General features: G+C 73.2%; 20 protein-coding genes. 8 read left to right on the forward strand and 12 right to left on the reverse strand.

Annotation, left to right across the window (positions count from 1 at the left end; all coding sequences use genetic code 11):
* Nucleotides 1–108 precede the first annotated feature (108 nt).
* Together JQT67_RS04565 and JQT67_RS04570 are read right to left on the reverse strand one after the other, a co-directional pair.
* Nucleotides 109–936: an aldo/keto reductase gene (locus tag JQT67_RS04565; RefSeq protein ID WP_208063700.1), complete on the reverse strand. Its 828-nt coding sequence runs from the start codon at nucleotides 934–936 to the stop codon at nucleotides 109–111.
* 4 nt (nucleotides 937–940) lie between these two features.
* Nucleotides 941–2095 carry a bifunctional 2-methylcitrate synthase/citrate synthase gene (locus tag JQT67_RS04570; RefSeq protein ID WP_208063701.1) on the reverse strand — a complete coding sequence of 385 codons (1155 nt, stop codon included), beginning with the start codon at nucleotides 2093–2095 and terminating at the stop codon, nucleotides 941–943.
* A 175-nt stretch (nucleotides 2096–2270) separates the two neighbouring features.
* Between JQT67_RS04570 and JQT67_RS04575 the strand changes: the two genes are divergently transcribed.
* A complete protein-coding gene (locus JQT67_RS04575; protein WP_208063702.1) occupies nucleotides 2271–3119 on the forward strand; it encodes an SRPBCC family protein in 849 nt (282 codons plus the stop codon).
* A 19-nt stretch (nucleotides 3120–3138) separates the two neighbouring features.
* Here the strand turns inward: JQT67_RS04575 and JQT67_RS04580 are convergent, their stop codons facing one another.
* The 4 genes from JQT67_RS04580 to JQT67_RS04595 form a co-directional block, all read right to left on the reverse strand.
* Nucleotides 3139–4302, reverse strand: coding sequence for an acyl-CoA dehydrogenase family protein (locus JQT67_RS04580; RefSeq protein WP_208063703.1), 1164 nt, complete (start codon nucleotides 4300–4302; stop codon nucleotides 3139–3141).
* Between the two features lie 102 nt (nucleotides 4303–4404).
* The gene (locus JQT67_RS04585; protein WP_208063704.1) at nucleotides 4405–5484 is read right to left on the reverse strand and encodes an oxidoreductase; all 1080 of its coding nucleotides are present in this window, start codon (nucleotides 5482–5484) and stop codon (nucleotides 4405–4407) included.
* Nucleotides 5481–6392 carry a methylisocitrate lyase gene (prpB, locus tag JQT67_RS04590; RefSeq protein WP_208063705.1) on the reverse strand — a complete coding sequence of 304 codons (912 nt, stop codon included), beginning with the start codon at nucleotides 6390–6392 and terminating at the stop codon, nucleotides 5481–5483. Before prpB ends, JQT67_RS04585 begins: the two co-directional genes overlap by 4 nt.
* Complete coding sequence (locus tag JQT67_RS04595) at nucleotides 6392–7897, reverse strand: MmgE/PrpD family protein (RefSeq protein WP_021009671.1); 1506 nt, start codon at nucleotides 7895–7897, stop codon at nucleotides 6392–6394. The genes prpB and JQT67_RS04595 overlap by 1 nt, the downstream gene beginning before the upstream one ends.
* 114 nt (nucleotides 7898–8011) lie before the next feature.
* Between JQT67_RS04595 and JQT67_RS04600 the strand changes: the two genes are divergently transcribed.
* Together JQT67_RS04600 and JQT67_RS04605 are read left to right on the forward strand one after the other, a co-directional pair.
* Nucleotides 8012–8674, forward strand: a complete 663-nt coding sequence (locus tag JQT67_RS04600; RefSeq protein ID WP_208063706.1) for a GntR family transcriptional regulator — start codon at nucleotides 8012–8014, stop codon at nucleotides 8672–8674.
* A 58-nt stretch (nucleotides 8675–8732) separates the two neighbouring features.
* Nucleotides 8733–9533 carry a hypothetical protein gene (locus tag JQT67_RS04605; protein WP_208063707.1) on the forward strand — a complete coding sequence of 267 codons (801 nt, stop codon included), beginning with the start codon at nucleotides 8733–8735 and terminating at the stop codon, nucleotides 9531–9533.
* A 144-nt stretch (nucleotides 9534–9677) separates the two neighbouring features.
* Here JQT67_RS04605 and JQT67_RS04610 read toward each other — a convergent pair whose 3' ends face one another.
* Both JQT67_RS04610 and JQT67_RS04615 read right to left on the reverse strand, forming a co-directional pair.
* Nucleotides 9678–11483: a DEAD/DEAH box helicase gene (locus tag JQT67_RS04610; protein ID WP_208063708.1), complete on the reverse strand. Its 1806-nt coding sequence runs from the start codon at nucleotides 11481–11483 to the stop codon at nucleotides 9678–9680.
* 43 nt (nucleotides 11484–11526) lie between these two features.
* Nucleotides 11527–12147, reverse strand: a complete 621-nt coding sequence (locus tag JQT67_RS04615; protein ID WP_208063709.1) for a hypothetical protein — start codon at nucleotides 12145–12147, stop codon at nucleotides 11527–11529.
* A 113-nt stretch (nucleotides 12148–12260) separates the two neighbouring features.
* Here JQT67_RS04615 and JQT67_RS04620 point away from each other — a divergent pair, with 113 nt between their 5' ends.
* Nucleotides 12261–13151 (forward strand): hypothetical protein, encoded by an 891-nt coding sequence (locus JQT67_RS04620; protein WP_208063710.1) that lies wholly within the window; start codon nucleotides 12261–12263, stop codon nucleotides 13149–13151.
* 73 nt (nucleotides 13152–13224) lie between these two features.
* On the opposite strand, the gene JQT67_RS04625 is transcribed toward JQT67_RS04620, so the two are convergent.
* Together JQT67_RS04625 and JQT67_RS04630 are read right to left on the reverse strand one after the other, a co-directional pair.
* On the reverse strand, nucleotides 13225–13695 hold the full coding sequence (locus JQT67_RS04625) for a cupin domain-containing protein (RefSeq protein ID WP_208063711.1): 471 nt from the start codon (nucleotides 13693–13695) through the stop codon (nucleotides 13225–13227).
* A gap of 167 nt (nucleotides 13696–13862) precedes the next feature.
* Entirely contained in the window at nucleotides 13863–14822 is a 960-nt protein-coding gene (locus JQT67_RS04630; RefSeq protein WP_208063712.1) for a hypothetical protein, read from the reverse strand.
* Nucleotides 14823–14995: 173 nt separating this feature from the next.
* Here JQT67_RS04630 and hrpA point away from each other — a divergent pair, with 173 nt between their 5' ends.
* Both hrpA and JQT67_RS04640 read left to right on the forward strand, forming a co-directional pair.
* Entirely contained in the window at nucleotides 14996–18979 is a 3984-nt protein-coding gene (hrpA, locus tag JQT67_RS04635; protein WP_208063959.1) for an ATP-dependent RNA helicase HrpA, read from the forward strand.
* Between the two features lie 110 nt (nucleotides 18980–19089).
* Nucleotides 19090–19434 carry a DUF6804 family protein gene (locus tag JQT67_RS04640; protein WP_208063713.1) on the forward strand — a complete coding sequence of 115 codons (345 nt, stop codon included), beginning with the start codon at nucleotides 19090–19092 and terminating at the stop codon, nucleotides 19432–19434.
* A gap of 30 nt (nucleotides 19435–19464) precedes the next feature.
* Here JQT67_RS04640 and JQT67_RS04645 read toward each other — a convergent pair whose 3' ends face one another.
* Entirely contained in the window at nucleotides 19465–19671 is a 207-nt protein-coding gene (locus JQT67_RS04645; RefSeq protein ID WP_208063714.1) for a hypothetical protein, read from the reverse strand.
* A complete protein-coding gene (locus JQT67_RS04650) occupies nucleotides 19664–20167 on the reverse strand; it encodes a hypothetical protein (protein ID WP_208063715.1) in 504 nt (167 codons plus the stop codon). Before JQT67_RS04650 ends, JQT67_RS04645 begins: the two co-directional genes overlap by 8 nt.
* A 153-nt stretch (nucleotides 20168–20320) precedes the next feature.
* Here JQT67_RS04650 and JQT67_RS04655 point away from each other — a divergent pair, with 153 nt between their 5' ends.
* Nucleotides 20321–21523: an MFS transporter gene (locus tag JQT67_RS04655; protein WP_208063716.1), complete on the forward strand. Its 1203-nt coding sequence runs from the start codon at nucleotides 20321–20323 to the stop codon at nucleotides 21521–21523.
* A gap of 69 nt (nucleotides 21524–21592) precedes the next feature.
* Nucleotides 21593–22417, forward strand: a complete 825-nt coding sequence (locus JQT67_RS04660; protein WP_208063717.1) for an aldo/keto reductase — start codon at nucleotides 21593–21595, stop codon at nucleotides 22415–22417.
* Nucleotides 22418–22424 lie beyond the last annotated feature (7 nt).

Consider the following 22424-nt stretch of genomic DNA (forward strand, 5'->3'; position numbering starts at 1 on the left):
CCGACCCGACCGTTCTGCGCGCACGAGTCGACCCCTCCCCGCCGACTCGACCCGTTGCAAGGGGTCGAGTCGGCGAGAAGGGGTCGAGTCGCGGAGAAGCGCTGAGCGCTAGTTCGTCTCGGCGGGGTCGGCCGAGACGCGGCCGGCCGCACCCTGGTCGAGCGCGTCGATCGCGGCGATGTCGTCGGCCGAGAGCGTCACCTCGGCGGCAGCCAGGTTCTCGGCCATGCGCTCGGGGCGGTTCGACTTCGGGAAGACGATGCGGCCGGCGGCGAGGTGCCACGCGAGCGTGACCTGCGCCCACGAGACGCCGAGGCGCTCGGCGATCTCGCCGATGACCGTCGCCGAGTAGTCGACCTTGCCCTGGCCGAGCGGTCCCCACGCCTCGATCTTGATGTCGTGCTCGGCGGCGAGGGCCGTCGCGGCGCGCTGCTGGAACTGCGGGTGCAGCTCGATCTGGTCGACGGCCGGCACGATCCCCGTCTCGAGCACGCCGGGCAGGAAGCGCTCGTCGAAGTTCGAGACGCCGATCGAGGTGGTGAGGCCCTCCGAGCGCAGCTCGGCGAAGGTCTCCCACGTCTCGACGACGCTGCCGTTGGCGGGCGTGGGCCAGTGGATCAGGTAGAGGTCGACGTGGTCGAGCCCGAGCTTCTCGAGGCTCTCGCCCATCGCGGCGCGCGTCTCGGCGGCGCCGCGGCGGTCGTTCCAGAGCTTCGTCGTGATGAAGAGCTCGTCGCGCGGGATGCCGGAGCGTGCGATCGCGCGGCCGACGCCCTCCTCGTTGCGGTAGATCGCCGCGGCGTCGATGTGGCGGTAGCCGGCCTCGAACGCCTCGGTGACGATGCGCTCCGTCTCGGCCGGGTCGACCTTGAAGACGCCGAAGCCGAGCTGCGGGATCGTGTGGCCGTCGTTGAGCTGCAGGGTGGGGATGGTCATGCGGTTACTCGGTCTCCTCGATCGTGGACGTGTCCTCCGGCAGCGCCTCCGCGTCGATGCCCGGCACATGCCGTTCGTCGACGCCGACGTACTCCGAGAGGGGGCGGATGAGCGCGTTGTTCGCGCGCTGCTCGATGATGTGTGCGGTCCAGCCCGTCACGCGCGCCGCGACGAACAGCGGTGTGAAGATCGGCACGTCGAACCCGATGAGCGCGTACGCCGGCCCCGACGGGAAGTCGAGGTTCGGCTTGATGGGCTTGCGGTCGGCCATCGCCTGCTCGAGCGCGCGGTAGATCTCGAGCATGTCGGGCCGGTCGTAGTGCTCGACGAGCCGCTCGAGCGCGGCGCGCATCGTCGGCACGCGCGAGTCGCCGTTCTTGTAGACGCGGTGCCCGAAGCCCATGATCTTGCGCTTCTCGTCGAGCGCCGACTGCAGCCACGCATCCGCGCGATCGGCCGAGCCGACCTCCTCGAAGACCTGCATGACGGCCTCGTTCGCGCCGCCGTGCAGGTGCCCCTTGAGCGCGCCGATCGCGCCGGTCACGGCGGAGTAGAGGTCGGCGAGCGTCGAGGTGATGACGCGGGCGGTGAAGGTGGATGCGTTGAACGAGTGCTCGGCGTAGAGCACCATCGACTGGTTGAACGCCTCGACGACGACCGGGTCGGCCTCCTCGCCGAACGACATCCAGAGGAAGTTCGCGGCGTAGTCGAGGTCGTCGCGCGGCTCGACGAGCTCCAGGCCGTTCCGGCGGCGCTGCTCGTAGCTGACGATCGCGGGCAGCACGGCGAAGAGCCGGAAGGCCTTCTCGAGGTCGGCGGATGCGTCCTCGGTCGAGGGGTCGTTGGCCCCGACGATGCTCACGGCCGTGCGCACGACGTCCATGGGGTGCGCGGTCGTGGGGAGCGCATCCATGACCGTCTTGACGTTCTCGGGGAGGGCCCGGTGCTCGCGCTCCTTCGCGCGCAGCGCGGCGAGCTGCTCATCGGTCGGCAGGTCGCCGTGCCACAGCAGGTGCGCGACGGCTTCGAAGGGCTGGGTGAGCGCGAGCTCCTGCACGGGGTAGCCGCGGTAGAGCAGCGAGTTCGTGTCGGGATTGACCTTCGAGATCTCGGTGGTGTCGGCGATGACGCCCGCGAGGCCCTTCTTGATGTCGGCCATGGTGCTCCTAGGTCGAGGGGCGGGGAACCGCCTCCGACTCTAGGGCACCGCTCCTCGGAACTCGTTCGCTCGACGAACGAGGTGCCTGCCGCTGCCGCGCCCCTCTTGACCAGCCGCCGCCGCGGGTGCACCATCGTCGTGTGCGGTTTTCCGCACACGACGTTCGAGGAGCGAGATGAGCCAGCACGACGCCGTGTGGTCGGCCCTCTCGCATCCCGCGCGCCGGCGCATCCTCGATGCGCTGCGCGAGCGGCCCGCGTCGACCGGTCGCCTGCACGAGGCGATCGCGGCCGCGGGCCTCTCCCCCAGCCGCTTCGCGACGCAGCGGCACCTGCAGGTGCTGCGCGACGCCGATCTCGTGCTCGTGACCGACCGCGGCCGCGAGCGCGAGAACGCCCTCAACGCATCCGCCCTCTACCAGGCCACCATCGGGTGGCTCGACCCGGCGAGCGCGCGCACCGCGCACTCGCTCGACAGCTTGCGGCGCCTCGCGGAGGCGCCCCCGCAGGAGGAGATCGACATGAACGAGTTCCACGTCCGCCAGGCGATCGACATCGCCGCCCCCGTCGAGCGCGTCTGGCACGCGCTCGTCGACGAGCCGCACCGCTGGTGGGGCTCGCCCTACCTGATGCTCGAGGGCGACGGGCAGCGCCTCGACTTCCCGCAGCGCGCGGGCGAGGCCGTCGTCGAGCGCCGCCGCGACGCGACGGCCCTCTGGGGCATCGTCACCGCGTGCGAGCCCGGCCGCGCCTACGCGTGGACGGGCCAGATGGGCATGGGCCCCGCCTGGACGGGCGAGGCGCGCTACGAGCTCGAGGCGACGGATGCCGGCACGCGCGTGACCGTCGTCCACGACGCGATGCGGCTGTGGGGCGAGGGCGGCATCGAGGAGGCGGCCGCGGGCTACGACTACGGCTGGGCCGACCTCAACGCGCGGCTCAAGGCGTTCGTCGAGGACGGCGCCGAGCACGGCACGACCGGATCGAACGCCGAGCCCGAGTTCGAGTTCGCGGCGTCGGCGTAGCGCTCGGTGGCGAGGTCGCTCAGGCCAGCCCGAGCGCCCTCGCGACGACGAGCAGCTGCACCTCGCTCGTGCCCTCGCCGATCTCGAGGATCTTCGAGTCGCGGTAGTGGCGCGCGACGGGGTACTCGTTCATGAAGCCGTTGCCGCCGAAGATCTGCGTCGCGTCGCGAGCGTTGTCCATCGCGGCCTCGCTCGAGACGAGCTTCGCGATCGCGGCCTCCGTCTTGAACGGCTTGCCCGCATCCCGCAGCCTGGCCGCGTGGTGCCACGCGAGCCGCGCGCCGTGCACGCGCGACTGCATGCGCGCGATCACGAACTGCACGTTCTGGCGCGTCGCGAGCGGCTCGCCGAAGACGGTGCGCTGCTTCGCGTAGTCGATCGCCGCCTCGAGGCAGCCCTCGGCCGCGCCGGTCGCGAGCGCCGCGATCGCGATGCGCCCCTCGTCGAGGATGTGCAGGAAGCCCGCGAACCCGCGCCCACGCTGCCCGAGCAGGTTGCCCGCCGGCACGCGCGCGTCGCGGAAGGTGAGCGGATGCGTGTCGGATGCGTGCCAGCCGACCTTGTCGTACGGCGCTTCGACCGTGAACCCCGGCGTGCCGTTCGGCACGATGATCGTCGAGATCTCCTTGCGGCCGTCCCGCTCGCCCGTCACCGCGGTCACGGTCACGAAGCGCGTGATGGGCGTGCCCGAGTTGGTGATGAACTGCTTCGCGCCGTTGATCACCCACTCGTCGCCCTCGAGCCGCGCGGTCGTGCGCGTCGCGCCGGCGTCGGAGCCCGCTTCGGGCTCGGTGAGGCCGAAGCCCGCGAGCGCGCGGCCCTCGAGCAGGTCGGGCAGCAGCTCGGCCTTCTGCTCCTCGGTGCCGAAGAGGTGGATGGGCATCGCGCCGAGGCTCACGCCCGCCTCGAGCGTGATCGCGATCGACTGGTCGACGCGAGCGAGCGCCTCGATCGCGAGGCCGAGCGTGAAGTAGTCGCCGCCCTGGCCGCCGTGCTCCTCCGGGAAGGGGATGCCGAACAGCCCGAGCTCGCCCATCTGCGCGACGACGTCCATCGGCAGCGTCTTCGTGCGGTCGGCCTCGTAGGAGGCAGGCGCGACGACCTTGTCGGCGAAGTCGCGCACCGCGCGCGCGAGGTCGAGCTCCTCGTCGCTCAGGGCGTAGGTGGTCAGGTCGATCGTCATGCCGGCTCCTCGTTCTGGAAGGGACCGCCCTCCGTGCACGGGAGCCGTGGGTCGGATCGCGACCCGCTCGGCTGCGCTCCGCGCTGAGCAGTCGCCAGCACTCTACGCGACGCGCGCCCGCGTGTACTGGGGAGGCCAGACGGATGCGTCGGGCTCGCCGTCGAGGGCGGCCTCGGCCGCAAGCGCCCAGTGCGGGTTGCGGAGCCACGCGCGCGCGAGCATGACCGCGTCGGCGTCGCCGTCGGCGAGCAGCTGCTCGGCGTGCGCCGGCTCGTCGATGAGCCCGACGGCGTTGACCCTCGCGCCGGTCGCGGCGCGCACGTCGCGCGCGAAGTGCACCTGGTAGCCGGGCCCGAGCGGGATCTCCTGCCGCGGGTCGAGCCCACCGGAGGAGAGGTCGAACCAGTCGGCTCCGGCCGCGGCGGCGACCCGCACGTGCTCGATCGTCCGCTCGGTGTCGATGCCGCCCTCGACCCAGTCGGTGGCGCTCAGCCGCACCATGAGGGCCGCATCGGGCGCGGCCTCGCGGACGGCCTCGACGACGAGCCGGAGGAGCCTCGTCGACAGTCCCGACGCATCCGGCCCCCACTCGTCGGAGCGAGCGTTCGTGAGCGGCGAGAGGAACTGGTGGAGGAGGTAGCCGTGGGCCGCGTGCACCTCGAGCGCCTCGAAGCCCGCGGCGACGGCGCGGCGGGCCGCGTCGGCGAAGTCCTGCGGCAGGTGCGCGACCTCATCGGTCGCGAGCGCGCGCGGCGGCGCGAAGCGGCCGAACGCATCCGACCCCGCACCGACGGTCTGCCAGCCGCCCTCGGCCTCGGGCACGGAGCCGCTGCCGCTCCACGCGCGGTAGGTCGACGCCTTGCGGCCCGCGTGCGCGAGCTGCATCGCGGGCACGGCGCCGTGGGCGCGGATGCGCGCGGCGATCGGCGCCCACGCCTCGGCCTGGGCGTCGTTCCAGATGCCCGCGTCCTGCGGCGAGATGCGCCCCTCGGGCACGACGGCCGCGGCTTCGGTCATGACGAGGCCCGCGCCGCCGCGCGCGAAGGACGCGAGGTGCTCGCGGTGCCACTCGTTCGGCATGCCGTCCTGCTCCTCGCAGGAGTACTGGCACATCGGCGAGACCCACGCGCGGTTGCGCGCCTCGAGGGGCCCGACCGCGACGGGCGAGAAGAGGAGGCTCACTCGCTCGCGCCGGTCGGCACGTCGAAGTTGAACACGCCCTCGTCGAACGCGTTGTAGGCGGCGTAGTCGTTGAGCTCGTAGAGCCGCGCTCGCGTCTGCATGCGCTCGACCGCGCCGTCGAGCGTGCCGGTCTCCTTGAGGAGGCCGAGCTCGCGCTCGATCGCGCCCATCGCGATGCGCAGCAGCGACACGGGGTGGATGGCGATGTTGACGCCGACGTCCTCGAGCTGCCGGTGCGTGAAGAGCGCGCTCTTCCCGAACTCCGTCATGTTCGCGAGGATCGGCACGTCGACGGCCTCGCGGATGGCGGCGAACTCTTCGAGCGTCGCCATCGCCTCGGGGAAGATCGCGTCGGCGCCGGCGGCCTCGAGCGCCTTCGCGCGGTCCTTCGCGGCCCCGAGCCCTTCGACGCCGCGGATGTCGGTGCGCGCCATGATGACGAGGTCGCTGTCGCGGCGGGCGCTCACGGCCGCCGCGATGCGCTGCACCGCCTGGTCGAGCGAGACGACCTCCTTGCCGTCGAGGTGGCCGCACCGCTTGGGGTTGACCTGATCCTCGAGGTGGAGGCCCGCGACGCCCGCGTCCTCGAGCTCGTGCACAGCGCGTGCGACGTTCATCGCCTCGCCGAAGCCGGTGTCGGCGTCGATCAGGGTCGGCAGGTCGGTCATGCGCGAGATCTGCCGACCGCGCTCGGCGACCTCCGTGAGCGTCGTGAGGCCGATGTCGGGCAGCCCGAGCTCGGCCGACATGACGGCGCCCGAGATGTAGGCGCCCTCGAAGCCGAGCTGCTGGATGAGCGGCGCGGTCAGCGGGGTGAACGTGCCCGGGAAGCGCTGGATGCGCCCGGAGGCGAGCCCGGCGCGGAAGGCCTTGCGCTTCTCGTTCGGCGTGACGGAGCTCGAGAGCACTAGAAGATGCCCTGCGTCGTGCCCGCGTCGACGGTGCCGGCGGGAGCGCGGAGGTTGAGCTCGCGCACCTCCTCGGCCGTGAGCTCCGGCAGCCGCTCGACGAGCCCGAGGAAGCGGTCGAGCTCCGCGTCGTCGACGATGCCCTGCGCGAGCGTGCGGAGCTTCTGCACGTACTCCGCCCGGCCGAACGGGCGCGCCCCGGCCGGGTGCGCATCCGCGACCGAGATCTCGTCCTCGATCGTCTCGCCCGAGGCGAGGGTGATGACGATGCGGCCGCCGAACGCCTTCTTGTCGGGGTCGGGGTCGTGGTAGCGCTCCGTCCACACCGGGTCCTCGAGCGTCGAGATCTTGTTCCACAGCTCGACCGTGTCGGGGCGCGACGCGCGCTCGGGCGCGTAGGAGTCGACGTGGTGCCAGCCGCCGTCCTGCAGCGCGACCGCGACGATGTACGGGATCGAGTGGTCGAGCGTCTCGCGGCTCGCGGTCGGGTCGTACTTCTGCGGGTCGTTCGCGCCCGAGCCGATCACGTAGTGCGTGTGGTGGCTCGTGTGCAGCACGATCGAGGCGATGTTCGCCGGGTCGCGCAGCTCGGGGCGCTCGGTGCCGAGGCGGCGGGCGAGGTCGATCCACGCCTGCGCCTGGTACTCGGCCGAGTGCTCCTTCGTGTAGGTGTCGAGGATCGCGCGCTTCGGCTCGCCCGGCGCGGGCAGCGGCACGTGGTAGCGGCCCTCCCAGCCGTCGAGCAGCCAGGCGATGAAGCCGTCCTCGCCCTCGTAGATCGGCACCGGGCTCGTCTGGCCGCGCATCGCGCGGTCGACCGACTCGACGGCCATCTTGCCGGCGAACGCGGGCGCGTGCGCCTTCCAGGTGGAGATCTCGCCCTTCCGCGACTGGCGCGTCGCGGTCGTCGTGTGGAGCGCCTGGCCGATGGCCTGGAAGATCGTCTCGGCGTCGAGGCCGAGCATCGTGCCGATGCCCGCGGCGGCCGACGGGCCGAGGTGCGCGACGTGGTCGATCTTGTGCTTGTGCAGCGAGATGGCGCGCACGAGGTCGACCTGGATCTCGTAGCCCGTCGCGAGGCCGCGCACGAGCGCGGCGCCGTCGCAGCCGAGGTGCTGCGCGACCGCGAGGATCGGCGGGATGTTGTCGCCCGGGTGCGAGTAGTCGGCGGCGAGGAAGGTGTCGTGGAAGTCGAGCTCGCGCACGGCGACGCCGTTCGCCCACGCCGCCCACTCGGGGCTCACGCGGTCGTCGACGCCGAAGATCGCGGCGCCGGGCGCGTAGGGGTGGCGCTGCGCCTGCTCGCGCGCGGAGACGACGGGCGCGCGGTTGAGGCTCGCGACGGCGACGGCGGCGTTGTCGATGATGCGGTTCGCGATCATCTCGACGACGTCGGCCTCGACCGCGACGGGGTCGACGGCGACCTGGGCGATCTTCCACGCGAGCTGCTCCTCGCGGGGCAGGTTCTCGGCGGACTTCCGGGCTCGCACCTCGTGCGTGATCATGGCGTCTCCTCGCTCTGGCTCACGGGCGGATGCGCGACCGCCCTCCTGCGAGTCTGCACAACTGCATGCAGATGCACAAGTACGCAGTTGTGCATTCCGTGGCATCATGGCGCCATGGACGATCGCTGGCGCCGCCGCAGCGCGGGCTCCTCGACGTACGAGCAGCTGCGCGCGCTCATCGTCGAGGGAGCGCTCGAGCCGGGCGCGCCGCTCTCGGCGCCCGAGCTCGCCGAGCAGCTCGGCGTCTCGCGCACGCCCGTCCGCGAGGCGATCGGCTCGCTCGTGCTCGAGGGCCTCGCCGTGCGGCGCGGCTCGAACCGCACGATGGTCGCGCCCGTCTCGGTCGCCGAGCTCGAGCACGTCTTCGACGTGCGCGGTCGGCTCGAGGGCCTCATCGCCGCGGATGCCGCGCGCCGGCTGACCGCCACCGACGCCGAGGCGCTCGAGCGGCTCATCGTGCTCATGGAGCGGCTGCGCGACGACCACGTCGAGGTCGTGCGCTTCGGCGCGGAGTTCCACGACGAGCTCCAGCGCATCAGCGGCAACCAGCTCGCCGAGAACCTGCTGCGCATCGTGCGCGCCCACGCCGACCGCTACCGCTCGCTCACCTCGCGGCGGCCCGGCCGCTCCTCCGACGCGGCCGACGAGCACCGCGCGATCTTCGAGGCGGTCGCCGCTCGCGACGCCGATCGCGCCGAGGCCGTCATGCGCGAGCACATCGACGCCGCGAAGGCGGTCGCGATCGCCGTCATGCTGGAGCGCGACGCCGCCGAGTGAGCCGAGCGCATCCGCTGCGGTGCGCTTGAGCCGCGACTGCGCGAATCGACGCCGGATCGTGACCGCCACGATGCCCGCTCGAGAGCACACTGGATGCCACCGCGTCACGGCCGAGCGGCAGCCGGTGCGCATGCCGAAGGAGCGCATGATGCCTCGGACGACCCTCCCCGCCGGCCGCCTGCGCGACAGCGCGGCGCTCGCCCTCGTCGCGCTCGCGCTCGCCGCGTGCAGCGGCCCGTCGCCCGGCGCCTCCGCGCCGCCGTCCCCTTCTGCGTCACCGAGCCCATCCGCCACCCCGACGCCGACCGAGACCACCGCGCCGCCGACGCCTAGCGCGAGCGCTCGCCCGAGCGTCACGCCGAGCGCCGAGCCCGAGCCCGAGCCCGAGCCGGCGGCTGCGTCCTGCGGCGACGAGTTCATCCTCGACCGCCCGCACCTCGTGTGGTGGGAGGGCACCGAGGCCGAGCAGCTCGCGGCCGCCGACGCGCAGCCGGTCTTCGAGCCGCCGGCGGTGCTCGAGGGCCTCGACGTCATCTGCGTCTCGACCTTCTCGAACCCGCTCGACGACCCGGCCGGCGGTGTCGTGCGCATCGCGGAGGCGCTCGTCGAGCGCGACGACGCGGCCTTCGATCGGCTCGAGGCGTGGGCCGCGGCCAACGGCTACGCCGCCGTCTCGGAGGGCCCCGGCTACCTCCAGTACGCGCCGCCCGCCGACGCCGACGGCTCGCAGCGGAGCCTCTTCTGGGCGCCGCTCGACAGCACGCAGCCCTCGCTCGGCAACGCCGAGACGATCATGCGCTACACCGGGGCCGACGCCGACGACATCTACGTGACCCACAGCGTGACGATGCCCGACTGACGGGGCGGATGCGTCCGGGCGGCTCGCGCGCGCCGTTGCGCGATCGTTACGGGCGGCTCCCTCGCCGAGCGCCCGCCTCCCGCAGACTCGGAGGACCACTAGGTGCCACGCCGCACGATCGTGCCGCAGGGCTGACCGGGGCGGTCAGCGCCGGTCGACGAGCCGCCGCAAGTAGTGGATGCGGTCGCGCAGCTGCTGCATCGAGGCCTGCGCCACAGGCGGTCCGCCGCACACCCGCCGGGCCTCGGCGTGCACGAGCGCGTGCGCCTCGCCGCGCCGCTTCGCGACGATCGCGACGAGCGAGTTGAGCAGCTGCCGCTCCTCGCGCATGTTGCGGTAGAGCGGCTCGGGCGCCTCCTGGCTCGGCGGCCGGTCGCGGATGCGCGCCGCCTGCCGCGCGTGCCGGCGCTTGAGCAGGTCGGAGATCTCCTCGGCGTCGAGGATGCCGGGGATGCCGATGAAGTCCATCTCCTCCTCGGTCGCCGGCTCGACGAGCTGCCCGAACTCGGCGTCGCCGAAGAGCACGCGGTCGAAGGTCGCGCTCGACTCGAGCGGCTCCCACGTGAAAGGCGCCGGCTCCCGGTCGTCCTTGTCGCCCTTCTCGGCCGCGGCCATGAGGTCGTCCTCGAGCAGCTGGTCGTCGGGCTGCTCGCGGTCGAGCGCGTGGTCGCGCTGCCGCTCGAGCTCCGCCGCGAGCGTGAGCAGCGGCGGCACCGACGGCAGGAAGACCGTCGCGACCTCGCCGCGGTGGCGCGAGCGCACGAAGCGGCCGATCACCTGCGCGAAGAACAGCGGCGTCGCCGAGCTCGTCGCGTAGACGCCCACCGCGAGCCGCGGCACGTCGACGCCCTCCGAGACCATCCGCACGGCGACCATCCACCGCTGCGTGCCCTTCGAGAACGCCTCGATCCGATCCGAGCCGCCCGGGTCGTCCGAGAGCACGACGGTCGGCTCCTCGCCCGAGATCCCGCGCAGCAGCTGCGCGTACTGCCTCGCCTGGGCCTGGTCGGTCGCGATCACGAGACCGCCCGCATCCGGCACCGCCTGCCGCACGTGCGTGAGCCGCACGTCGGCCGAGCGCAGCACCTGCTGGATCCACTCGCCGCCCGGGTCGAGCGCGGTGCGCCACGCGCCGTTCGTGATGTCCTTCGTGTCGCCGTGGCCGAGCGTCGCCTTCATCTCGTCGCCCATCGACGTGCGCCACTGCATCGTGCCGGCGTAGGCCATGAAGAGCACGGGGCGCACGACGCCGTCGCGCAGCGCGTGCTCGTAGCCGTAGGCGTAGTCGGTCCGGCTGAGGCGCACGCCGCGCTCGTCGCGCACGTACTCGACGAACGGGATGGGCGAGGTGTCGCTGCGGAACGGCGTGCCCGTGAGCGAGAGGCGGCGGGTCGCCGGCCCGAACGCCTCGAGCACCGCGTCACCCCAGCTGAGCGCGTCGCCCGCGTGGTGCACCTCGTCGAGGATGATGAGGCTCGGCGCCGAGCGGGTGATGCGCTCGTGCACGGATGCGCGGGCCGCGACCTGCGCGTACGTCACGACGACGCCGTGGTACTGCCGCGGGTAGTCGCCGTCGGCGTTCGCGAAGTCGGGGTCGAGGCGGATGCCGGCCTTGTGCGCAGCGTCGGCCCACTGCTGCTTGAGGTGCTCGGTCGGGGCGACGACCGTGATGCGGCGCACCGTGCCGCGCCGCAGCAGCTCGGAGGCGAGGCGGAGCGCGAAGGTCGTCTTGCCGGCACCGGGCGTCGCAGCCGCGAGGAAGTCGCGCGGCTCGGTCTCGAAGTACTGGGTGAGCGCCTCCTGCTGCCATGCGCGCAGCGGCTGCGCCGTGCCCCACGGGGCGCGCTCGGGGTAGAGCGGCGGCAGGTTGTCGGCCGCCCAGGAGCCGAAGTGGCCGCCGCCCGCGGGGCCCTCGGGGCGCGCGATCGGCTGGCTGGTCACTCGCTCCATCGTAGGCGCGACCGCCCACTCGGCCGCGGTCGCGCGTGTCGCGTCAGGATGTCGGGAGCAGCTCGACCGACTCGGCGACCGCGTCGAGCTCTGCGTCGTCGACCTCCGCCTCGCCGCCCGAGTAGGCGATCGCGATCGCGTGCCCGTCGCGGTCGTCGACCGCCACGACCCACATGCCGTCGGAGGGACTGTCGGCGCTGCCGAAGGTGAAGTCGACGCGCACGGCGCTCGAGGCGCCCGGCACCTCGATGTCGTCCTGCGAGAGGATGCGGAAGTTCTCGATCTCCATCTGCGCTTGCGCGATGAAGACCGAGACACCGGCACGCGCGCCGTGGAAGCTGCCGAACCCGTCGGCGATCGCGATCGCCTCGTAGCTCGGGCTGTCGGTCGCCGCGTAGCGGAGCGTGAAGGTCTGGTCGCCGCCGGTCTGCGCCCACTCCTGCGGCACGGCGACGGATGCGCGGCCCAGCACACCGCGCTCGATCGGCTCGGCGGGGGCGGCAGAGGCGCTCGGCTCCGCGGCGTCGGCGGTCGCGGCGGGCGTCGCGCCGGTGCTGGGCCCGGCGCTCGTCGACGGCTCCGGCGGCGACTGCACGCAGCCCGTCAGCAGCAGCGCCGCCCCCAGCGTCGTCGCGATCGTCATGCGGCCACGGCTCGTCAGCATCGTCGGCGCTCCTTTCGTCCCCCACGACCGTAGCCGTGCATCCGCCCCGCCGCTGCGTCTCGGGCGCATGCGCACCCCGTGCCATCTCAGGCGAGCGCGCCTAGGCTGACCGCATGCACTACCTGCTCGGCCTGGCTGCCCTCCTGATCGGCGTCGTGATCGCGACCCGCCGCACGCGGCCCACGTGGTTCGTCGTGCTCACCGCCGTGCTCATCGGCGTCGGCGCACTGCTCGCCGTGCTGAGCTACGCGCGCGTCACCGACTCGCTCGGCCTCGTCGCCAACAACGTGCTCGGCTGGACGTTCGTCGGGCTCTCGATCATCACGATGCTCTCGGCGGTGTTCGTGCTCGAGCGGCGCGGCGAGTTCGGCGAGGAGCTGCCGCCGCTCATCGGCGACAACCCGCTCGACGGCGACACCGACGACAGCGACGACCTGCCGCCCGGGCAGCCGCACCCCGACTTCGCCGACGCCGCTGCTGAGCGCGCGCGCGACCAGGCGGGGGCTCGCAGCCGCGCCGAGGCGCGCGGCTCCGCGGGCCTCTCGGCCGGGCTCGCGGGCGGTGCGGGCGCGGCGGCGGCGACGGCCGCGGCGTTCGGCGACGGCGTCGTGCCGACCGCCGACGAGCTCGGCTCCGACCCGGCCGCGAAACGCGGCGGCACGCTTGCGAGCGACGCGGTCGCGGGCGACACGAGCGGTGCCGGGGCGGCGCAGCCCGAGGCCGGCACGCGCGGCGGCACCATGCCCGAGGTGCACCCGGGCGAGACCGAGACGCCGCGCGGCTACTCCCCCGCTCCCGAGCAGGGCCACCAGGGCCGCGACGAGGACGCCGACGTCGAGGGCGCCGGCTACCGCCCCGGCCCGAGCGAGGGCGCGCAGGACGGCACGGCGGTCATCGGCGCCGACCCCGACATCCACACGCCCGCCGACGAGACCGATGTCGACGCCGCGCCCGAGGGCCGTGCCGACGACGGCGACCGGACGGACGCGCCCGGCCGGGACTGACGCATCCGCTCGTCTCCCCGAGACAGCACGACGCCCGCCGGTCGACCGGCGGGCGTCGTCGCGTCGAGGGAGGCTAGGCCGTCTCCTCGCCCTTCTCGTCGACCTCCTCGACCCACGAGGGCGGCTCGTCGCGGCCCGCCTCCTCGTCCTCCTCGGCCTTCTCGGCGGTCTCCTGCACGATGCCCTGCGCGTGGTGCGTGGGCGCGTAGATCGCGTAGAGCCGCAGCGGCTCGTCGCCGGTGTTCTCGACGTCGTGCCACGTGCCCTCGGGCACCTGGATGCTCCAGCCGTCGCTGACCTCGGTCTCGGTCAGGTCGTCCTTCGACGGGCCCATCTTGGCGACGCCCTTGCCCTGGTCGATGCGCAGGAACTGGTCGGTGCCCTTGTGCACCTCGAGCCCGATCGAGTCGCCCGGCTCGATCGACATGAGCGTGACCTGGAGGTGCTTGCCCGTCCAGGCGACGCGGCGGTACGCGCTGTTCTCGACCGTGGCGGTCTCGATGTCGAAGGCGTTCGGCTTGGGTCCGTTGTCCTTGATGTCCATGCTCCGCATCCTGCCTCCGGAGGCTGAGAAGAGGCAGGAGAGACCGGGTGGCGTCGCACCGCGCGCCGCCCCGCCGCGTCGCGCTTCGATACCGGGACCCTGATTCGGCAGCGGGACCCGAGAACTCGGGTCCCGTCGCCGAACTCGGGTCCGCGACGCATCCCCCCTCATGTCGGCGACTGCGATCGGCTCGCGAGGCCGAGCTGCGCCGGGCGCACTCGCGGCACGCCGTACGCGGTGAGCAGCGCGTCGAGCCTCGACGGCTGCAGCACGTCGAGCCACACCCAGTGCGCGGGATCGCCCGTGTACAAGAGGTCGTCGTCCCGCAGCTTCTCCCGCGCGAGCGCCTTCGCGCCCGTCGTGCCCACCTCGTTCGCGAGCGCGCCGTACTTCACCGCACCGTCGAATTCGCCGTACAGGGGTCGGCGCCCGGGTCGCTCGAACGTCATGTCGACCCGCCAGCGCCTGCCGGTCGGACCGGTCACCCATCGCTGCAGCTCCGGCGCGGCGAAACCGAGCTGGAAGACACGCACCCGACTCCACGACTCCCCGACCGACTCGCCGCGCTCATCGGCGAACGCGATCGCCCAGTGCGCGGCATCGTGGCCGCGGCGGCTCTGGCGCTGCAGCGCATCGAGCACCTGCTGCTTCGTCGTGCGCCGCTCCCGCAGGGCGAAGTCGAGTGCCGACACCGAATCCAGCGGTTCACCTCGTCGAGCGACCTCCGCGAGCGCGTACGCGAGCGAGCAGACGCGCAAGCCGCCCACGTCGACGATGTCGTCCGGGTCGAGCTCGACCGACGAGTGCACCACACCCGCCTTCTTGTGCGCCGTGCGCCGATCGCCGGTGGTGTACACCGCATCCGGCCGCCCGAAGGGAACGCCGTGGGCCGCGAGCGCCGATTCCCGGGCGAAGATCGGCCGATCGCGCACCGCGTTCACGGCATGGATGCGCGTGAGGTAGCGCGCGTCGTCGGTCGATCCGTCGAACGCGGCGGCCTCCGCGTAGACGCCATGGCGCACCCGCGCGAGGCTCGCGTCGCGCTCGGGCTGCGCCCCCGGCACCACCTGGCCGATCTCACACGCTCGCTGCAGCGGCACGGCCGCCGGAGCTGTGCTGCGTTCCATGGGGCGCACCATGCCACGGACTCGGGGGCGCGTGTCCGCACCGACCTACCGACGGTGGAGAGTGCGCGACCCGACGATCGGGCATGGACCCGATGTCGGTCGCGGGACCCGGGATCTCGGGTCCCGCTGCCGAGGCGGGGTCCGTCTCCGATGGCGGCGCGGGCGCGGGGCGGATGCGGCAGCCGCGCGGGCGCGGAGCCGCACTGCGGGAGAATGGTCGGGTGCGCATCGAGTACCCGGCTGAGCTGCCCGTCAGCGACGCGCGCGACGAGATCATGGCGGCGATCCGCGACCACCAGGTCGTCGTCGTCGCCGGCGCGACCGGCTCCGGCAAGACGACGCAGCTGCCGAAGATGTGCCTCGAGCTCGGCCGCTCGAGCATCGGCCACACGCAGCCGCGCCGGCTCGCCGCCCGCACGATCGCCGAGCGCATCGCCGAGGAGCTCGGCACAGAGCTCGGGCAGGAAGTCGGCTACAAGGTGCGCTTCACCGACCAGGTGAGCGCCGACACCCGCGTCAAGGTCATGACCGACGGCATCCTGCTCGCCGAGATGCACCGCGACAAGGACCTCCGGGCCTACGACACGATCATCATCGACGAGGCGCACGAGCGCAGCCTCACGATCGACTTCCTGATCGGCTACCTCCAGCGGCTGCTGCCCCGCCGCCCCGACCTCAAGGTCATCGTCACGAGCGCGACGATCGACCCCGAGTCGTTCAGCCGCCACTTCGGCGGCGCGCCGATCATCGAGGTCTCCGGCCGCACGTTCCCGGTCGACATCCGCTACCGCCCGCTCGTCGCCGAGGCGCAGCGCGTCGGCGCGCAGGACGCCGACGACGACGGCGAGCCCGACGAGCCGACCGTCGATCTCGACCCGATCGAGGGCATCGATGCGGCCCTCAAGGAGATCGCGCGCGACGACTCCGGCGACGTGCTCGTCTTCTTCCCGAGCGAGGCCGACATCCGCGACGCGCAGGACCAGCTGCAGGGCAAGCTCGGCCCCGCCACCGAGATCCTGCCGCTCTACGGCCGCCTGAGCGCCGCGGAGCAGCACCGCGTCTTCGAGCGCTCGACCCGCGCGGGCATCCGTCGCCGGGTCGTGCTCGCCACCAACGTGGCCGAGACGAGCCTCACGGTGCCCGGCATCCGGCACGTCATCGACACCGGCACCGCCCGCATCTCGCGCTACTCGGCGCGCAGCAAGGTGCAGCGGCTGCCGATCGAGGCGATCAGCCAGGCGAGCGCCAACCAGCGCTCCGGCCGCGCGGGCCGCGTCGCCCCCGGCATCGCGATCCGCCTCTACTCCGAGGAGGACTTCGACCGCCGCCCCGAGTTCACCGACCCCGAGATCCTCCGCACCAACCTTGCGGCCGTCATCCTGCAGGCCGCGTCGCTCGGGCTCGGCCCGCTCGAGGAGTTCCCCTTCCTCCAGCCGCCCGACCCGCGCGGCATCAAGGACGGCCGCGACCTGCTGCGCGAGCTCGGCGCCATCAGCCCGAAGGGCGACATCACGCGCATCGGCCGCGAGCTCGCGCGGCTCCCGGTCGACCCGAGGTTCGGGCGGATGGCGTTGGCGGGCCGGGATGCGGACGTCGCCCACGAGGTCATCGCGATCGTCGCGGGGCTCACGATCCAGGACCCGCGCGAGCGCCCGCTCGAGCGCCGCGAGGAGGCGGACCGCATGCACGCGCGGTTCGTCGACCCGAAGAGCGACTTCATCACGCTGCTCGCGCTGTGGCGCTACCTGCAGGAGCAGCAGGCGACGCTCTCGGGCAACCAGTTCCGCAAGCTGTGCAAGGCGGAGCACCTCAGCTTCCTGCGCGTGCGCGAGTGGCAGGACGTCGTGCGGCAGCTCACGAGGGCGATGGGCCTCAAGCCGCAGAAGGTCGCCCGCTCCTCCCGCTCGTCGAGCAACGTCGAGGGCGCGTATCGAGACGCGCAGCCCTCGGGTCTCGATGCGCCGGCTTCGCCGGCTACTCAACCAGCGGAGGCGGTGGCGGTCGACGCCGACGCCGTCCACAAGGCGCTCCTGTCGGGCCTGCTCGGCCGCATCGGCCGCCTCGACGAGACGCAGAAGTCGCAGCAGCCGCGGCCTGGCGAGCCGGGCTCGAAGCGGCGGATGCGTCCCCGCCCCGAGTACGTCGGCGCACGCGGCGCGCGGTTCCAGATCTTCCCCGGCTCGGGCCTCGCGAAGAGCCCGCCCCGCGCCGTCATGGCCGCCGAGCTCGTCGAGACGAGCCGCCTCTTCGCCCGCACCGTCGCATCCGTCGACCTCGCCTGGGCCGAGCCGCTCGCGGGCGACCTCGCGAAGCGGCAGGTGAGCGAGCCGCACTGGGAGCGCAAGCAGGGCGCGGTCGTCGCGTACGAGAAGGTGACGCTCTTCGGCGTCACGATCGTCGAGCGGCGGCGCGTGCAGTACGCGCGCATCGACCCGGAGCACGCGCGCGAGCTCTTCATCCGCCACGCGCTCGTCGAGGGCGAGTGGGACAGCCCGCAGGAGTTCGAGCGCAAGAACCGCGAGCTGCGGCGCGAGATCGAGCGCCTCGAGGAGCGGCAGCGGCGCCGCGACCTGCTCGTCGGCGACGAGGCGGTCTTCGAGTTCTTCGACGCGCGCATCCCCGCCGACGTCGTCTCGACCCGCAGCTTCGAGGGCTGGTGGCGCAAGGCGCGCGAGGAGTCGCCCGACCTGCTGACGATGACGCGCCGCGACCTCACCGGCGAGGAGCCGCAGGTCGACTCGCGCGCGTTCGCGACGAAGTGGCAGCAGGGCGAGCAGCGGCTGCGGCTCAGCTACCGCTTCGAGCCGGGCGCGCCCGACGACGGCCTCACCGTGCACGTGCCGCTCGCGGTGCTGCCGCGGCTGAGCCCTGAGGGCTTCGACTGGCTCGTGCCTGGCATGCGCGAGGAGCTGCTCACCGCGATGATCAAGAGCCTGCCGAAGCACGTGCGCAAGCACGTCGTGCCGGCCGGCGACTGGGCGCGCGGCATGCTCGCCGAGCTCCCCGACGAGCCGGCGGGCGGCGAGCGCGCGCGGTCGCTCTCGGAGGTACTCGCCGCTCGGATCTCCCGCACCGCCTACGTGCAGGCGGCCGCGACCGACGTCGACTGGGGACGCATCCCCGACCACTTGAAGCCCACGTTCGCGGTGGAGGACTCCCGCGGCCGCCGGCTCGGGCAGGACAAGGACCTCGAGGCGCTCAAGCGGCGCTTCGCCGGGCAGGCGCGCACGCAGGTCGCGAAGGCCGCCGTCAAGGTGACGAGCGACCTCGAGCGCGACGAGGTCGCGGGCTTCGACACCGACCTGCCCGAGCACATCGACGTGCGGCAGGGCGGCAACACGGTGCGCGCCTACCCCGGCTATGCCGTGACAGGCAAGGGCACGGTCGGCATCCGGCTCGCGTCGACCCGCGAGGCGCAGCAGCGCGACCAGCGGCAGGCGGTGCGGCAGCTGCTGCTGCGGCAGGTGCCGAGCCCGGCGCCCTACGTGCAGGCGAACCTCACGAGCGCCGAGAAGCTCGCGCTCGGCGCCTCGCCCTACGCCTCGACCGACCGGCTCTTCGACGACCTCATGCTCGCGATCATCGACGCCGAGCTCGGGCCGCGGCCGCCCGCGACGGTGGCCGAGTTCGAGGCCCTTCGCGCGCGGGTCGCCGACGGGCTCGTCGACCGCATGTTCGCGCTCGCGAGCCAGGTCGCGCGCATCCTGACGAGCGCGCGGCTCGCCGACCGCGCGATCCGCGACGGCGCGAGCCTCGCGCACATGGCGGCGCTCGCCGACGCGCGCGCCAACCTCGAGCAGCTCGTCTTCGACGGGTTCGTGAGCCGCACCGGGCTCGAGCGGCTCGGCCGGCTCGAGGTCTACGTGCGCGCGATCGAGCACCGCGTGAAGCGGCTGCCTGAGACCGCGAACCGCGACCGCGCGTGGATGACCGAGGTCGAGCAGGCCACGCAGCTCTACACGGCGGCGGGCGGCACGCTGCCGCTGCCACCCTCGGTGACGGATGCGGTGGCGAGCGCCGACGAGACCGGCAAGGCCGAGCGGCTGGTCACCGCCCGCTGGCTGCTGGAGGAGCTGCGCGTGAGCCTCTTCGCGCAGCCGCTCGGCACCGCGGGTCCGGTGAGCCTGCAGCGCATCAAGAAGGCGCTCGCGGCGTAACCGCCTCCCCGCTCGTCGACCAGAGCGCTCCCCGCGCCCCACGCGCTCGTCGAGTAGCCCGCCGCAGGCGGGCGTATCGAGACGCCTGGACCGCGTTAGGTTGGGAGGCGATGTCCTCCGACCGCTACGGCCCCACGTTCCAGCGCAACGCCCTCGCGCCCGGCATCCTGCTCGCGATCCTGCTCGTCGTCGCGACGCTGCTGCTCGGCAGCGAGTGGTACGGCACGCTCCGCTTCGTGATCGCCGTGCTCGCGATCATCATCGGCTGGTTCGCGCTGCAGGCGCGGCACTGGTGGTGGGTCCCGGTGTTCGCCGCGATCGCCATCGCGTGGAACCCCGTGCTGCCCTTCGACTTCGCCGGCCAGGGCTGGGCGCTCGCGCACATGGCCGCGGCGCTCCTCTCGCTCGTCGCCGGAGTGCTCATCAAGAGCCCGCGCGTCGACGACCGGCGCTAGGCGTCCCGCCGGCCAGCGCTGCTCGACGACTCAAGCGCGCTGCTTCGCGAGCTCGACGATCCACGGCTCGGTCTCGATGCCGCGGATCTCATCGGCCACGATGCGCGCTCGCGCCGCGGCGATGCGCTCGGCCTGCGACACGATCCGCCCGGTGATGCGGGAGCGGTAGACCGTCTGCGCCGGCCGCGCGGGCTCGCCCCCGCCCGTGGTCGCGTCGTCACGCTGCTCGTCAGCCATCGTCGCCTCCTGCGCCCATTCTCCCTCGGTCGGGCTCGGCCGTCGAGTGCGCCTCGGCCGTGAGCGCGAACTCCGTCGCGGCGGCGATGATGTCGGCCTCGTGCTGGTCGGCCCACTCGCTGCGACCGAGCGCCTCGAGCACACCGAGCCCGATGACCGCAGAGCCCCCGCCCCGAGCGACCTCCGTGAGCGCCCACTCCGCTCGCGCCCACCACTGCTCCTTCCGCCGCTGCCGCTCGAGCTGCCGGCGGTCCTCCTCGGCCTGCCGCCGCGTGGAGCGCGCGCCGTACGCGGCCGCGGCGAACGCGATGAGCGCGGCGGCGACCGCCGCGGCGCCGCCGAAGCCCGCCGACGTCAGGAACGTCGACCACGCGAGCGCGTCGCCGAGCAGCGCCACCGCGAGGGCGCCGGCGATCAGCCCGACGACGACGCCGAGCGCCGCCGACAGCACGGCGATCGCCCGCCGGTCGCCGAGCTCGTCCACGCTCCTGGCCATGCGCGGATCGTACGCGGCGAGCCCCCAGCCGCACCACGGGAGATCGCACCCCTGTGGAGGAACGCGTGCACCGCATCCACCCCGTCACCGACCGCGCAGACACCTCCTCCGGCATGCACGTCGACCGGATGCGTCCCGTCGTAGGCTCTCCTGGTGCGTGCATACGGTGAGGTGCTGAGGGTTCCGGGGCTCGCGCGCATCATGCTCGCGCAGCTCATCGCGCGCTTCCCCGCCGGCATGTACTCGCTCGGCATCCTCATGCACATGGAGCAGCAGCACGGCTCCTACACCGCCGCCGGGCTCGTGCTCGCCGCCTTCTCGGTCGGCATGGCGATCGCCGGCCCCTTCGTCTCGCGGCTCATGAGCCGCTTCGGCACCGTCACGGTGCTGCTCACGACCGCGATCATCTCGATGCTCGCGCTGCTGTCGATCGCGAGCTTCGAGATCCCGCTCTGGGGCGATGTGCTGGCCGGCGCGATCGCGGGCGCCGCGATGCCGCCCGTCGTGCCGACCGTGCGCACCCTCTACCCGCGCATGGTGCAGCAGCGCCTGCTCGCGCCGCTGTTCTCCTTCGACGCCGCCCTGCAGGAGATCATCTGGGTCTTCGGCCCCGTGCTGCTGACGCTGCTCGTCTCGCTGCTGGGCACCGGGCCGACGCTGCTCGTGACGATCGCGATCCAGGCCGTCGGCGCGCTCTTCTTCATCCTTTCCCCCGAGGTGCGGCGCCTGCGCATCCCGCCGACGACCCGCAAGCTCGGCCGCGTGCTGCGCAAGCCCCCGGTGCTGCTCTCGGTGATCGTCTCGTCGATGTTCATCGGCGGCTTCGCGGCGGTCGAGGCGGGCGTCGTCGCGACCTTCGGCGAAGGCGCGCTCGAGGCGGGCATCGTGCTCGGCGTCTCGGCGCTCGGCTCGCTCGCGGGCGGCTTCGCGCTCGGCGGCCGCGGCATCACGCCGTGGTCGGTCGCGATCCGCCTGACGATCGTGCTGCTCGGCATGGCCATCGCGCTGCCGCTCAGCGACGTCGTCGGCCTCTCGATCGCCCTCTTCATCGCCGGCATCGGCACCGCGCCCGCGCTCGCCGCGTTCTCGGCGATCGTCGCCGGCACCGTGAAGTTCGCCGACACCCCCGAGGCCTACGCCTGGATCGGCACCGGCCAGCTGCTCGGCGCCGCCCTCGGCTCGGCGATCGCGGGCGTCGCGATCGACGCGAACGGCGGCGTGGGCGGCGTCTGGGTCGCCGTCGTCATGGTCGCGATCGCGGCGGCGATCGCGGCGATCTTCCGCCGCCACCAGCCCGACCTGCGGCAGGGCATCGGCGAGCCGCCCGACACCGCGCCGGTCGAGCTGCCGCGCTGAGCCGCGCGCGGGCGATCACTCCCCCGCGCGACGGACGACGCCGCGCATCCCGCCTGCCATGATCGACGCGTGCCCCACTCCCTCGAGCTGAACGACGGCAGCAGCCTGCCCGCGCTCGGCTTCGGGCTCTACAAGGTGCCGCCCGCCGAGACCGCCGACGTCGTCGCCGCAGGCCTCGCCGCCGGCTACCGGCTCATCGACGGCGCCGAGCTCTACGGCAACGAGCGCGAGCTCGGTGCGGCCCTCCGGCGAGCGGATGCGTCGGGTCTCGACCGCGACGAGCTGACGGTCACGAGCAAGTTCTGGGGCGAGGCCTCGCAGGAACCCGCCGCCGTGCGGGCGGCCTTCGACGCGAGCGAGCGGGCGCTCGGCCGCATCGACGTCTACATGATCCACTGGCCCCGACCGGCGCGCGACCGCTACGTCGACGTCTGGCGCACGCTCGTCGAGCTGCAGGCCGAGGGCCGCGTGCGCACGATCGGCGTCAGCAACTTCACCGCGGAGCACCTGCGCCGCATCATCGGCGAGACGGGCGTGACCCCGGCGATCAACCAGGTCGAGTCGCACCCGTGGTTGCCGCAGCACGAGCTGCGCCGCGCGCACGACGAGCTCGGCATCGTCACGCAGGCGTGGAGCCCGCTCGGCCGCTCGCGGGTGCTCGCCGACCCGGCGATCCGCCGCATCGGGGCCGCGCACGGCGTGACGCCCGCGCAGGCGATCATCCGCTGGCACCTGCAGACCGGTGGCGCGCTCGTGCCGAAGTCGACGCATCCGCACCGCTTGCGCGAGAACCTCGACGTCGACGGCTTCACCCTAAGCGACGCCGACATGGCCGCGATCGCGGCGCTCGAGACCGGCGAGCGCACCGGTACGCACCCCGACGACCGCAACTAGCGACGAC

Origin of the sequence: Agrococcus sp. TF02-05 (assembly GCF_017565345.1) — a bacterium.
GTDB classification, from domain to species: domain Bacteria; phylum Actinomycetota; class Actinomycetes; order Actinomycetales; family Microbacteriaceae; genus Agrococcus; species Agrococcus pavilionensis.